This window comes from Pelagibacterium halotolerans (assembly GCF_044811015.1).
Taxonomy (GTDB): domain Bacteria; phylum Pseudomonadota; class Alphaproteobacteria; order Rhizobiales; family Devosiaceae; genus Pelagibacterium; species Pelagibacterium halotolerans_A.
Genome location: NZ_CP085243.1, coordinates 1,069,792 through 1,082,644 on the forward strand (window position 1 = coordinate 1,069,792; position 12,853 = coordinate 1,082,644).

General features: G+C 61.1%; 11 protein-coding genes. 3 read left to right on the top strand and 8 right to left on the bottom strand.

Annotated features, from left to right (window positions below):
- Positions 1–212: 212 nt before the first annotated feature.
- The 4 genes from LG281_RS05250 to rpiA all read right to left on the bottom strand — a co-directional run bounded on the left by LG281_RS05250 (position 213) and on the right by rpiA (position 4,725).
- The gene (locus LG281_RS05250) at positions 213–1,589 is read right to left on the bottom strand and encodes a class II 3-deoxy-7-phosphoheptulonate synthase (RefSeq protein ID WP_404405063.1); all 1,377 of its coding nucleotides are present in this window, start codon (positions 1,587–1,589) and stop codon (positions 213–215) included.
- Between the two features lie 391 nt (positions 1,590–1,980).
- Positions 1,981–3,360 (bottom strand): glutathione-disulfide reductase, encoded by a 1,380-nt coding sequence (gene gor, locus LG281_RS05255; RefSeq protein WP_404405065.1) that lies wholly within the window; start codon positions 3,358–3,360, stop codon positions 1,981–1,983.
- A gap of 113 nt (positions 3,361–3,473) precedes the next feature.
- Complete coding sequence (locus LG281_RS05260) at positions 3,474–3,992, bottom strand: DUF2059 domain-containing protein (protein WP_404405067.1); 519 nt, start codon at positions 3,990–3,992, stop codon at positions 3,474–3,476.
- A 31-nt stretch (positions 3,993–4,023) separates the two neighbouring features.
- On the bottom strand, positions 4,024–4,725 hold the full coding sequence (gene rpiA, locus LG281_RS05265) for a ribose-5-phosphate isomerase RpiA (RefSeq protein ID WP_404405069.1): 702 nt from the start codon (positions 4,723–4,725) through the stop codon (positions 4,024–4,026).
- 249 nt (positions 4,726–4,974) lie between these two features.
- On the opposite strand from rpiA, the gene LG281_RS05270 reads away from it, so the two are divergent.
- Positions 4,975–5,568 carry a L,D-transpeptidase gene (locus LG281_RS05270; protein WP_404405071.1) on the top strand — a complete coding sequence of 198 codons (594 nt, stop codon included), beginning with the start codon at positions 4,975–4,977 and terminating at the stop codon, positions 5,566–5,568.
- Between the two features lie 52 nt (positions 5,569–5,620).
- Positions 5,621–6,643, top strand: a complete 1,023-nt coding sequence (gene moaA / locus LG281_RS05275; protein ID WP_404405073.1) for a GTP 3',8-cyclase MoaA — start codon at positions 5,621–5,623, stop codon at positions 6,641–6,643.
- A 29-nt stretch (positions 6,644–6,672) separates the two neighbouring features.
- Here the strand turns inward: moaA and LG281_RS05280 are convergent, their stop codons facing one another.
- Together LG281_RS05280 and LG281_RS05285 are read right to left on the bottom strand one after the other, a co-directional pair.
- Positions 6,673–8,373, bottom strand: a complete 1,701-nt coding sequence (locus tag LG281_RS05280) for an FG-GAP-like repeat-containing protein (RefSeq protein ID WP_404405075.1) — start codon at positions 8,371–8,373, stop codon at positions 6,673–6,675.
- 143 nt (positions 8,374–8,516) lie between these two features.
- A complete protein-coding gene (locus tag LG281_RS05285; protein ID WP_404405077.1) occupies positions 8,517–9,002 on the bottom strand; it encodes an Lrp/AsnC family transcriptional regulator in 486 nt (161 codons plus the stop codon).
- A 329-nt stretch (positions 9,003–9,331) separates the two neighbouring features.
- On the opposite strand from LG281_RS05285, the gene LG281_RS05290 reads away from it, so the two are divergent.
- Positions 9,332–10,852 (top strand): ATP-binding protein, encoded by a 1,521-nt coding sequence (locus tag LG281_RS05290; protein WP_404405079.1) that lies wholly within the window; start codon positions 9,332–9,334, stop codon positions 10,850–10,852.
- On the opposite strand, the gene LG281_RS05295 is transcribed toward LG281_RS05290, so the two are convergent.
- Both LG281_RS05295 and cobT read right to left on the bottom strand, forming a co-directional pair.
- Positions 10,834–11,529, bottom strand: a complete 696-nt coding sequence (locus tag LG281_RS05295; RefSeq protein WP_404405081.1) for a glutathione S-transferase family protein — start codon at positions 11,527–11,529, stop codon at positions 10,834–10,836. The genes LG281_RS05290 and LG281_RS05295 overlap by 19 nt on opposite strands.
- A 215-nt stretch (positions 11,530–11,744) precedes the next feature.
- On the bottom strand, positions 11,745–12,761 hold the full coding sequence (gene cobT, locus LG281_RS05300; RefSeq protein ID WP_404405083.1) for a nicotinate-nucleotide--dimethylbenzimidazole phosphoribosyltransferase: 1,017 nt from the start codon (positions 12,759–12,761) through the stop codon (positions 11,745–11,747).
- Positions 12,762–12,853: the final 92 nt, after the last annotated feature.

A 12,853-nucleotide genomic window follows, 5' to 3' on the forward strand; every position in this document is an offset into this window, starting at 1 on the left:
CAGTTGCACTTTGCGCTGCGCTGTTCCCACCACCCCGTCATCACCCGGTTTATCCGGGTGATCCAGCGGCGCGCTGTCCAGCGCGCGGGAAAACCTCAGAGCCTGCCCCAAAAGTCTGACCGGTCAGGCTCCAAGATGGTCAGGCTTGTATTTCTTGCGGGATGATGCCGGGGATATTCGAAAGATTCCGAATACCCCCAAAGCATGTAGAATCAGCCGGCAGCGCGCGCCGCGTCGCCGCCCATGCGGTGGTTCTGCATCTCTTCGGCGATCAGGAACGCAAGTTCCAGCGCCTGGCTGGCGTTGAGGCGCGGGTCGCAGTGGGTGTGGTAGCGGTCCGAAAGGCTCGCTTCCGTCACTGCTGAAACGCCTCCGGTGCATTCGGTGACATCGCGGCCGGTCATCTCCACATGCACGCCACCGGCGACCGTACCCATCCGGCGATGAATATCGAAGAACGCCTTCACCTCCGAGAGGATCCGGTCGAACGGACGCGTCTTGTAGCCCGAGGACGCCTTGACGACATTGCCGTGCATCGGATCGCAGCACCAAACCACTGTGCGGCCCTCGGCCTTTACGGCCTCGATCAGTCTTGGCAGGTGTTCCTCGACCTTGTCGGACCCGAAGCGCGCGATCAGCGTGAGCCTGCCCGCCTCATCCTTGGGATTGAGAGTTTCCATAAGGCGCTTCAAATCGTCCGCCTCCATCGAGGGACCACATTTGACGCCGATGGGGTTGTTGATGCCGCGGAAATATTCGACATGCGCATGGTCGGGATTGCGCGTCCGGTCGCCGATCCAGACCATGTGGCCCGAGGTCGCATACCAGTCATTGGTGATCGAATCCCGGCGTGTTAACGCCTCCTCGTAACCCAACAGCAGCGCTTCGTGCGAAGTGAAGAACTTGGTCTCGCGCAACACCGGCGTATTTTCCGGGTTGAGCCCGAGTGCGCTCAGAAAGGTGATCGCATCGTCGATCTTCCGGGCGACTTCTTCATAGCGCGGGTACCAGTTGGAGTCCTTGACGAACCCCATTGTCCACTCATGGACACGATTGAGGTTGGCGAAACCGCCCGCCGAGAACGCGCGTAACAGGTTGAGCGTCGCGGCGGACTGCCGGTACGCTTCGAGCTGGCGGTTTGGATCGGGCACGCGAGCTGCTTCGGTAAACTCGATCCCGTTGATGATGTCGCCCCTGTAGGACGGCAGCGTCACGCCGTCGATCGTCTCGTTATCGGACGAGCGCGGCTTGGCGAACTGCCCGGCTATACGGCCGACCTTGACCACAGGCTTGGAGCCGCCATGGGTCAGGACCACAGCCATCTGCAGGAAGACACGGAAGAAGTCGCGGATGTGGTCCGCGTGATGTTCGGCGAAGCTTTCGGCGCAGTCCCCGCCCTGCAAAAGGAAGGCCTTTCCCTTTGCGACCTCGGCCAGATTGGCTTTGAGGTCGCGCGCCTCGCCTGCAAAAACCAGCGGGGGAAACGAAGCGAGCCGGGCCTCGACCGCCTCAAGCTCAGTCTGGCTCGGATAGGTCGGGACCTGCAGGATTGGTTTCGTCCTCCAACTGTCAGGTGTCCACGTGCTCATCGTTTCTCTCGCTCATGTCAAATAAGGCATTCCCCGCCCGGAAAAGCCCGGTGGGTGGGGCGGTCTATCAACTCCGCTCCATTATGCCAAGTATCTAGGGCCTGTTAACACTTATAGATAGGGGTTTGACGGGCCATAGTCCGAGAACCTTTCGTGGAAAATCACGTGCCGTGGACCAATGTCCACAAGCGGGATTTTTCGCGACAAGGGGCCGGACTATGACCCGCCCGGAGGGTTTTGCATAAATCGCCCACTGCCGGCGCGTTTCAAACAGCACGGGGGATAGCCCCGCCCTGCTCGAAACGTTTGGCATTGAACGATTTATGCAAAATCAAACCCCTGTCTATAAGTGTTAACAGACCCTAGGTCTAGTTTGCGACGGGCGGGGGTCTCAGACACCCGTCTTTTCTCCGTCCACGATACGATAACTCGGGGCCTTGAGCGTCACAAGCTCTTCCGCCGCCGTCGGGTGGACCGCGATGGTCCGGTCGAAATCGGCTTTTGTCGCGCCCATGCCCATCGGAATGGCCAAAAGCTGGATCATCTCGCCCGCGCCCGGCCCCAGGATGTGGCAGCCGATCACTTTCCCGCTAGTGCTCTCGGTGATGAGCTTGAGCATCATTTTTTCCTGCCGGTCCGAGAGCGTATTTTGCATCGGCCGGAAGCGGGTCACGTAGACGTCGATGGAGTGATAGCGCTCTGCCGCCTCGTGCTCGGGCAGCCCGGTAGTCCCGATCTCCGGCTCCGAGAACACGGCGGTCGGGATGAGATCATAGGGCACGACCGTTGGCGTATGGTTGAACACCGTCTGCGCGAAAGCCGCGCCCTCGCGGATCGCTACGGGGGTCAGCGCCGCGCGGGCCGTCACATCGCCCACCGCATAGATCGACGGCACCGACGAGCGTGAATATTCGTCCACGACGATGGCGCCGCTCTGGTCAAGCTCGACGCCAGCTTCTTCGAGCCCGATGCCGCTCGTATTGGGGTGTCGCCCCGTGGCGAACATGACGGCGTCAAACGTAGCCTCTTCGCCATGTGAGAAGCTGACGCATACGCCCCCGCCGTCCTTGCGCAGCTTGGCGATGTGATAGCCATAGCGGAAGCGGATACCGCGCGCCTGCATTTCCTCTTCCAGCCCGTCGCGCAGGTCATGGTCGAACCCACGGAGGATCTTGTCGCGGCGATAGACGAGCGTCGTGTCGACGCCAAGCCCGGCAAAGATCGTCGCGAACTCGACGGCGATATATCCGCCGCCCTCGACCAGGATGGTGCGCGGCAGCGTTTCAAGATGGAACGCCTCGTTCGAGGTGATCCCGAGTTCGGCGCCCTCGATATCGGGTTTGAACGGCGTGCCGCCAGTGGCGACGAGAATGTGCTTCGCCCTGAGGGTCTTGCCGGACTTGAGCGCGACCGTATCAGCGCCCGTCAGGACTGCCCGATCATGGAAAACCGTAACGCCGGAGCCGTCGAGCAGCTTTTCGTAGACCTTTTCGAGCCGGTCGATTTCCCTATCCTTATTGGCCAGGAGGGTCGGCCAGTCGAACTTCGCGTCGACCTGCCAGCCAAAGCTGGGTGCGATGTCGAACAGCTCGTTGAAGCGCGATGCAAGAACGAAGAGCTTTTTGGGCACGCAGCCACGGATGACGCAGGTGCCGCCATAGCGGTATTCCTCGACGATGGCGACCTTCGCGCCGAACTGTGCGGACATGCGCGCAGCGCGTACCCCGCCGGAGCCCCCACCGATAACGACAAGATCAAATTCTTCGCTCATGGGGCGCCCCTTTTTGTTCAGCTTTTGTCAGCCGACCCGATATAGGCCGCGCGTGCGCACAAAAAAACCCCTCGCCGTCCAGCGAGGGGCTCAGTCTCCGCGCGAGGCGAACGTCAGATATCGTAGCCCTCCTCACGCAGCAACGCGCGGGTGCGTGCCATCAATTCCCGTGACGCATTGTTCTGCCAGATTTGCAACACGCCCTGCAGGTCACGATTGATCCCGCGGTTCTGGTCGAGCAGCTTTTGCCCCGTCTCGGTCTCGTAAAACGCCACGATTTCCTGCAACTCCTCGATGGTAAAGCGCGACGCGTATATACGCGCGAACTGGTCGTAGAGCGCCCCCTTCTGTTCGGCATATTCGTCAACGGCGACACGCACGGTTGCCTGAACCGGCTCGGCGAGTGAAGGATCCTGCTGGATCAGTGTGCGCATGACCCTGACGCCGAGTTCGACGAGCTTGGACTCGAACACATGCGCCTGATCGGTCATGTCGACATACTGGCGCGCGACAGCGAGATGCTCGGGCGAGATTTCCTGCTGCGCGGAGGCGGCGGAGGTGCCGCCGAGCGCCAATGCCGCAGCAAGGACAGCTCTGAGCGACAGACGGCGCAGGTTGGGCATAAAGGTCATGGTGCGTCGGTCCTTTGCAAATAGCCGATTGTCAGGATCGGATCGCGGACAGGCGGATCACGCCTTCCGGTCCCGCCAGATAGGCTTCCTGACACAAATTCAAAAACAGCCCGTGCTGGACAACGCCGGGGATGTCAAGCAGGGCTTTCGAGAGCGCTTGTGCGTCCGAAATGCGGCCAAAAGATGCGTCGAGGATCAAATGGCCGCCGTCGGTCATAAAGTTATCCCCGTCAGGTTTGCGCCTTGGCGCCAGCCCACCCTCCGCGCCGAATTCGGCCATCACCTCGCGGATCGCGCGCGCGGTTGCGGCCTGGCCGAACGGGTTAATCTCGACGGGCAACGGAAATGCGCCAAGCGTCTCTACCCGCTTTGAGACATCGGCGATCACCACCATCCGCCCGGATGCCGCTGCGACGATTTTTTCGCGCAAAAGCGCGCCGCCGCCGCCCTTGATCAACTGGAATGCGTTGTCGATCTCGTCGGTACCGTCTACCGTTACGTCGAGCGCATCGATCTCCTCGAGCGTCGTCAGCGGAATGCCGAGGCCGCGCGCCTGGGCGGCTGTCTGTTCGGAGGTAGGCACGCATACGCACTGAAAACCCTCGGCAACTTTGGCGCCCAGGAGATCGACGAAGTGCTTTGCCGTCGATCCTGTTCCCAGCCCGATGCGTTGGCCTTCGCGAATTTCGCCCATCGCGGCCTCGGCCGCCTGCCGTTTGAGGGCTTCGCTCATCCTTTATCCTCCGAACCGGTGCGAATCCGTGGCGCACATTCAGTGGCGGAAGCGTCCGCTGTCAACTCGCCTTTCGGCGACGGCGACGGCAATCTGTCGCGCTTGTGCAACAGTCGCTGCGCTCATAGCGCAAAATTACGTACTCCTGCGCTTCTCCGCCTTCCGCGCGCGCGGCGTTGGAGCTAATGAAACAGCCGCTTCAGGTCCGAATCATGCCGATTCTGGCTTTATAGGGGGACACCTAGGTTCATGATATTCGCTCGGCACGCGACTGCGGTTTTCGTTGCTCTCTTCATTGCTCTCGGTCTTGCGGGTGTCGGCATGGCGCAAGGCGACCGGATATGGGATCAGGACGAGAAAAGGTGGATTCCACGGCCCGAACCGATCATGGGGCGCGGCAGCCCCATCCGCCGTGAAACCGTGGATTATGAGACCTCCTACGCACCCGGTACGATCATTGTCGATACCAGCGAGCGGCGCCTCTATCTGATTTTGGAAGACGGTAAGGCGCTCAAATATGGCGTCGGCGTCGGTCGCGATGGCTTCACCTGGTCGGGCACGCACCGGATCACGCGCAAGGCCGAATGGCCGGGCTGGACCCCACCGCCAGCCATGCGCCGCCGCCAGCCGGACCTGCCGGCCTATATGGAAGGCGGACCGATGAACCCTCTGGGCGCCCGCGCGCTCTATATCGGTTCGACGCTTTACCGCCTGCACGGCACCGCCGAGCCCTGGACCATCGGCCAGGCCGTCTCCTCGGGCTGCATCCGGCTGACCAACGACGACATCGTCGACCTTTACAACCGGGTTGAGGTCGGCGCGCTTGTCGTTGTGCGACATTAGTTTGTCGGCCGCGCCCCTTTCGCGTGGAGCGCACCACGCCTATAGTTAGGGGATGAATGCAGTCCACCCGCCCCCGCAAAAACCGCTTGTCGACCGGTATGGCCGGCATGTGACCTATTTGCGCGTTTCGGTCACCGACCGGTGCGATTTCCGCTGCACCTATTGCATGGGCGAGGACATGACGTTCCTGCCCAAGAGCGAAGTGCTGAGCTTCGAGGAAATCCAGGCGATTATCGGCGCCTTTGTCGCGCGCGGCGTCCGGAAGGTCCGACTTACGGGCGGCGAGCCGCTGGTGCGGCGGGACATCATGAAGCTCATCACGGCGCTTTCGGAAACCCATCTCGCTGCCGGAGCACTGGACGAGTTGACGCTCACCACCAACGGCAGCCAGCTTGCCAAACACGCCGAAACACTCGTACGGCTGGGGGTGAAGCGGGTCAACGTGTCCCTCGATACGCTCGACGGCGCGCGGTTCGCCGAAATCACGCGGCGCGGACGACTGCCGCAGGTGCTCGACGGCATCGAGGCAGCGCAAGCGGCGGGACTGCGCGTCAAGATCAACATGGTCGCGATGCGTGGTGTCAATGAGGACGAAATCGTCCCCATGCTCGAATGGGCGCATGGCCGCGGCTTCGAACTGACGCTGATCGAGGCGATGCCTTTGGGTGAAGTTGCACTCGACCGCACAGAAACGCACCTTTCGCTGCGTGAGGTCCGCGACCGGCTGGCGGAGCGCTTCACGCTCGAGCCTATCGCCAAGCGCACCGGCGGCCCGGCCCGCTACATGCGTGTTGCGGAAACCGGCGGCACGCTGGGCTTCATCACGCCTTTCAGCCACAATTTCTGTGAAAGCTGCAACCGCGTCCGGCTTACCTGCACTGGCCAGCTTTACATGTGCCTGGGCCAGGACGATCGTGTGGACCTGCGCGAGGCCTTGCGAACCAAAGGCCCCGAGGGCCTGGACGCGGCACTCGACCGTGCGATGATCTTGAAGCCCAAGGGCCACGACTTCATCATCGGTCGTACGCACACCGACCCGGCGCTGGCGCGGCATATGTCGGTAACGGGGGGATAAGTACTGCAGGGCGGAATACTCCGCGGCGGTCACCGGGCAGGGTATAGCGTCGTCAGAACGACCCCCCAGGTGCTGTTCGGCTGCTCCCGATATTGGCCGTAGAGGGAAAATGAGGCGAGGTCGTCTATCCCATCGCCGTTGAAATCTCCGGCTACGATATTCCGTCCATTCCAGCTTTGGCCGAAGCCCGTCACCCAATCCGGCGCAACCGGATCGAAATGCCCGGTCCCGTCGTTCAGACCGATCTGGATGGCGGCGCTGTCGAGTTCGTCCTTCCAACTCGGGTCCATATTGCGTGTGACGAGATCGAGATCTCCGTCGCCATCGAAATCGGCCAGTTCCGAGCCCATGGCGAAGTTCAAATCATCCATGCCAGGATACCCTTGCGGCCAGAGCCGCTCGGCCGTTCGGTCAACATAAGAACCGCTCTCGTTCATCAGAATCTGAATGTACTGACCGGACCAGGTGCCACCGTTGGGTTGGCGCGTGCTCTGGGTCAGAACGAGGTCCAGCGCGCCATCGCCATCGATGTCCATGGCGTCGGCGTCGGTGGTAAAAGTGGCGTACCCCCAACGATCTGTGGGCAGTTCAACTGCCGTGTCGGTCGGAAAAGAGCCGGCACCGTCGTTGAACAGCAGCAGGGAGTGCCGGGTTCCCGAAAAACGCGCCGCATCCGCAGGGGCCTCCCCGCGCGCGAGCAACAGCAGATCGAGGGCGCCGTCGGCGTTCATATCAATCAGCCTGGCCGTCGTATACTCGGCGCGATGTACACGGTTCCGCGGCCTGAAGTCGACAAGTGCCGAATCCAATACGGTACCGATATCCTGACGCTCGAACCGCCCCTCGCCGTCATTGATCAACAGGTACGGGATTATGTTCTGTGCACCGTGATTGGTGATCACCAGAATGTCGGCATCGCCATCGCCGTCTATGTCGCCTTGGGTCGCACCATGCGCCATGTCGCTGATCTGGGGCAGATGGGTATCGCTGACATCCTCGTGTCCATCCGGTCCGGACAGAAGCAATACGTTCTGCTCGCCGGAGAACGGCTGGCGGTCGAACCCGTGGGCGGCGATGAACAGATCGCCAACCCCATCTCCGTTGAAATCGGCGATCACGCCTTCGCGCTCGTGCACGCGGGCCGGCAAATCCTCGGCGTGCAATCCCGGGAGAAGACGCGGTGCTGCGTCGGCTGCAGGTGACACGATAGTGGGGCGGGTCGGGCGGTCAATCAGGTCGAACCGTTCGTCGGAAGCGTGATTGGCCAGAACGATCTCATCCGCACCGTCCGCGTCCAAATCGCCGACCGCAATCACAATCGTCGTGACATTGCAGGCCACACAATCCGGCGTATCCGCCCGTACGTCGGTCTGTATTTCTGTCTCCCGTGGAAAAATGCGGCTCGGCGCGACCAAAATGTCTGGTGCAAACGGGTTCCCGAAGCGGCCCTGATGAACCTGGTCCACGCGTTCGCCCATTTCGAACGTCAGTCCCAGTTCGATGTCCGAAGGAAATCTCTCGGCGAAAGAGACCAACGCGCCCTCGGTTTTTGATCCAAAAATGCCGTCGGGCGTTCCCGTGTGGAAGCCAAGATCGTTGAGTTGGGCCTGCAACGCCCTGACCGCTTCCCGATCCGCGCCAAAGGTTTCGTCCACCGGTATATCCTGGGCGCTTGCAGCGCCCGCGAAAAAAGCAATCGCGAGAAGGTGAATAACGAGAATTCGGAACACTGAGCCTCCTCCGATATCTGTTGAACGGATCCAGTGGCCGGTCCGCAATCTGCGATATTAGGGCACGCAGACATTCGGCGCGTGGCCCAAACGGGCTAATTGGTCAAATTTCCCCTCTTCTTGGCACCCTGAGATGGATCTACCTACTTATCGTCATCACTCACCACCGCAAATTCCAGCGGCAGCGCGGTGGTGTATTTGATCTGCTCCATCGCGAATGACGAACTGACGTCGGTGAGCGGGATCTTGGAGATCAGCTTTTTGTAAAAGACGTCATAGGCCTGGATCGACGGCACGACCACGCGTAGCAGGTAGTCCACCTCGCCGCTCATCCGGTAGAATTCGACGACCTCGTTGAATTCCTCAACAACGGCGGCGAATTTGCGCAGCCAGGCGTCGTTGTGCTCGTTCGTCCGCACAGCCACGAAAACCGTTACGCCCGCATTGACCTTTTCCGGGTTCAGCACCGCCACGCGGCGCCTGATGATCCCCTCCTCCTCCATCTTCTGGATGCGGCGCCAGCATGGCGTGGTCGACAGCCCCACCTTGCGGCCGATTTCGGCGACCGGCATCGTCGCATCTTTTTGCAGGAGTTGAAGAATCTTGCGGTCGAGTTTGTCGAGCGCCATGGAATGCTCCCCGAGGTATTATTTTCCAAAAATTGGCTGTTTCACCCGCGTGGTGAGAAAATCGTCCGCCACCCACACACATTTGATGTGCTCGGCTTTCCCGAGTCAAGGCAGTCGAGCAAAGTTCGCCGCGTACCGGTCGGTGGAATCGTATCGCGTTTTTGAGCCATATACGATCGGACGAATGCGCATCGAACCCGAATGTGGATTTCAACCGCCTGTTAACCACACTGCCGATAGCGTGGAATTGGAGCGTACGGGATTTCGTTTCGTCCTCAACGGACAGCGAAAGTCCTTTTCCGTTTTGCGTTAGTATGTCGAGTACCACCATGTCCCTTGGCGCGGATCATCGTGCATCCGAAGCACCCCGGCGGCCACGTGAGCGCCGGCGCACCGTGCAGCGGACGGTTCTGGATGCCCGTCAGCGCCTGACATCGAGTTCAGGGACGCGGGTCGATTTCGACTTCGATCTTCTCGACGATTACGCGTCTGCGCGCATAGCGGGGCTTTTGCCCATGATCCTGGTGCTCGCGATCCTTCTGGCGTTCGCAAGTCTATGGGTGCCGATTGAAATCGCGGCGGGGTGGGCAGGGCTCGTCGCGTTGGCTAATATTGTCGTCGGCTTGGCGTGCCGTCAGTTCCGGCGCGAGGACAAAAAGAAATTCAACGCCCGGAAATGGACCACCACCTTCATTATCGGCGAAGCCGTCTATGGGCTTGCATGGGCCGCTCTGCCGGTCCTGGCCATTGACGGCGGGCACGATATTCTTGTCATCGTCTTCGCCATGCTGCTTGTCGGCATGGCGGCCAATGCGATATCGACCCGGACCCTGCCGCAGGCGACCCTTGTTTCAACGCTGCCCGCCTGCCTGTCGGTCGCCACGACGCTGGTTATTGCAGCGGGGACGCTCAACTATGCACTGGCTGCCGTCGCGTGCGGCGCGTTCGTCTTTTTCGTCTTCCTCGCCTATCAGCTGCACAAGTCCGAACTGGGCAATCTCGAGCATCAGCTTGAAAAGGACGGCCTGATCCTCGATCTTGAGGAAGCGCGGATCATGTCGGACGAAGCGCGCCGCCATGCCGAGCAGGCCAATATTGCCAAGTCGCGGTTTCTCGCGACCATGAGCCACGAACTGCGTACGCCGCTCAACGCAATCATCGGCTTCTCCGAAGTGCTGAAATCGGAGCTTCTCGGCTCACATTCGGTGCCCCAATACAAGGAATATGCAGGCGACATCCACGCCAGCGGCCAGCACCTTCTGAACCTCATCAACGAGCTTCTGGATCTCTCCCGCATCGAGGCGGGCCGATACGACCTCAACGAGGAGGCGATCAGCCTCGCGGATATCGCTGCGGATGCCAAGCGCATGCTGGAAATCCGGGCCCGCACCAAGAATATCGATCTCACCTTCGATTGCGACGAGGACATGCCCAAGCTCTGGGCCGACGAGCGTAGCGTGCGGCAGGTCGTGCTGAACCTTTTGTCCAACGCGATCAAGTTCACTCCCCAAGCGGGCAAAGTGACGGTGACGGTCGGACGCAGTTCGGACGGCGGCCAGTTCGTCTCGGTGACCGACAACGGCCCGGGCATTCCCGAGGAGGAAATCGAGACCGTACTTTCCTCCTTCGGTCAAGGTTCACTGGCGCAAAAGACAGCCGAACAGGGGGCGGGCCTTGGCCTGCCCATCGTCCAGAAGATCATGGACTTGCATCAGGGCCGGTTCGATCTCTTCTCCAAGCTGCGCTTCGGCACCGAAGTTATCGCCACTTTCCCCCGCGCCCGCACAATGGAAGGCGTTGCCCCCGTCAAGGAGCATCCAAGGCTCGAGATTTACTCGGAAGCTGGCTGAGCGCGCAAATCCTCGGTCACCGTACCGACCAGAAGCATTTCCTCCTCGTGCTCGGTCTCACGCAAGGTTTCGGCGATCCCCGCTTCATACCAGGCCTTCATCGCCGGCAGATCGAGCAGCCGGTGCGCATAGGCATCCGCCTGCGCGCTCAAGGGTAACTTGTAAGTCAGGTGCCGAAAGGCGACCGGTGCGAAGAACGCGTCAACGGCCGTAAACGCGCTGCCGGCGAGGAAGGGACCGCCGAAGCGCTCGAGTCCCTCGCGCCAAAGCTCGTCGATCCGGTCGACGTCCTTTTGCAGTGCCGGCGAGATTTCGTTGAGCGTCACGCGCACGCCGACATTCATCGTGCACACCGAGCGTAAGGCGGAAAAGCCGGCATGCATCTCCGCGGCCGCGCAGCGCGCCCATGCGCGCTCTGTCTTGTCGGACGGCCAGACCGTGGGATGATCCTCGGCCAGATATTCCGTGATCGCGAGCGAGTCCCACACCGTGGTGCCGCCATCGACGAGGCAGGGAACAAGCCCGGTGGGCGAGAACTTGCGGAACGCCTCATAGCTGGACCCTTCGAGGAAGGGCACGAACTTCTCCTCGAACGGAATGCCGAGCACCTTCATCAGGATCCAGGGCCGCAGCGACCACGACGAATAGTTCTTATTGGCGATATAGAGCGAATACATCGGCGGTATCCTTTGCAGCGATAGAGGGCTCTCAGAGCCTGATCCAAAAGTCCGCGGTTGAGGATTGGCGAGGGATTTTTGGTTGGAATTGAAGGGGAATTTTGGGCACTATTGGACATATTGGCTAAAATTCCCCTTCAATTCCAGCCAACAAAGACCCGCCAAGCCGACCCGTCGGACTTTTGGGGCAGGCTCTCAGGATAAGTGGATACCACTTATCCGTTCTTCTCGGCCACAGCCGCCTCGGCGAAGGTTGCCATGTTCTTGTGCAGATGCAGCGCCGTCTTGGCCATCACTGCCCCGAGCGCCGCACCGCTGCCTTCCCCCAGCCGCATGCCCAGATCCAGCAGCGCCGTCTTCTCCATCGCCGCGAGCGCACGCGCGTGACCGCTCTCCGCCGAAACGTGGGCAAAAATGCAATGATCGATGGCCGCGGGGTTGACCGCATGCGCGACCGCCGCCGCGCTTGTCGCGACGAAACCGTCGACGATGACCGGGATTTTCTGATGCCGGGCGGCGATGATCGCGCCGAGCATGGCCGCGATCTCGCGGCCGCCGAGATTGGCGAGAACGTCAAACGGCGTATTGAGCTTGCCCGCGTGCCGCTCGAGCGCCCGGTCCACAGCGCCCGCCTTACGCTTGAGCCCATCATCGTCCACACCGGTACCGCGCCCGACCCAGTCGGCTCCAGTGCCACCGAAAAGGCCCGCATAGACCGCCGCCGCAACCGTCGTGTTCCCGATCCCCATTTCGCCGAGGCAGAGTAAATCCGGCTCCCCGGCGATGGCCTCCATACCGTAGGCGATGGTCGCCGCGCAGGTTTTCTCGTCCATTGCCGGCACCACCGTGATATCTCCGGTGGGCACGTCGAGCGCCAGCTCGAACACACGCAGGTTGATCTCGTGCAACGCGCAGATCTGCGAGATTGCCGCGCCGCCCTTGGTGAAATTCGCCACCATTTGCTGGGTCACCTCACGCGGGAACGCTGAGACGCCTTGGTCGGTCACCCCGTGATTGGCAGCGAAGATCGCAACCATGGGATCGTCCATGGTAGGCTCGGGCTTGCCCTGCCAGCGCGCAAGGAATTCGACGAGCTTTTCAAGCTGTCCCAGCGACCCCGCCGGCTTGGTCAGCTGCGCGTCGCGCGCCCTCACGGCCTCTACCGCCTGCGCGTCGCCCTCCGGGCCGAGCATCAGAAGATCTTCGAAATCGGCGAAGGCAGAGGCAGACATGGCGGCTCCCGGATTCGGATGCGAAAGCGTTTCCAGGAAAAGTTGGCAGACTTTTCCTGGAAACGCGGCAAGACAAAATGCCAACGCATGTT

Bases quoted from the DNA above. Each gene is read 5' to 3' on its own strand.
- moaA (WP_404405073.1), top strand. From the start codon at position 5,621: ATGAATGCAGTCCACCCGCCCCCGCAAAAACCGCTTGTCGACCGGTAT.
- LG281_RS05250 (WP_404405063.1), bottom strand. From the start codon at position 1,589: ATGAGCACGTGGACACCTGACAGTTGGAGGACGAAACCAATCCTGCAG.
- LG281_RS05285 (WP_404405077.1), bottom strand. From the start codon at position 9,002: ATGGCGCTCGACAAACTCGACCGCAAGATTCTTCAACTCCTGCAAAAA.
- gor (WP_404405065.1), bottom strand. From the start codon at position 3,360: ATGAGCGAAGAATTTGATCTTGTCGTTATCGGTGGGGGCTCCGGCGGG.
- LG281_RS05260 (WP_404405067.1), bottom strand. From the start codon at position 3,992: ATGACCTTTATGCCCAACCTGCGCCGTCTGTCGCTCAGAGCTGTCCTT.
- cobT (WP_404405083.1), bottom strand. From the start codon at position 12,761: ATGTCTGCCTCTGCCTTCGCCGATTTCGAAGATCTTCTGATGCTCGGC.
- LG281_RS05290 (WP_404405079.1), top strand. From the start codon at position 9,332: ATGTCCCTTGGCGCGGATCATCGTGCATCCGAAGCACCCCGGCGGCCA.
- rpiA (WP_404405069.1), bottom strand. From the start codon at position 4,725: ATGAGCGAAGCCCTCAAACGGCAGGCGGCCGAGGCCGCGATGGGCGAA.
- LG281_RS05295 (WP_404405081.1), bottom strand. From the start codon at position 11,529: ATGTATTCGCTCTATATCGCCAATAAGAACTATTCGTCGTGGTCGCTG.
- LG281_RS05270 (WP_404405071.1), top strand. From the start codon at position 4,975: ATGATATTCGCTCGGCACGCGACTGCGGTTTTCGTTGCTCTCTTCATT.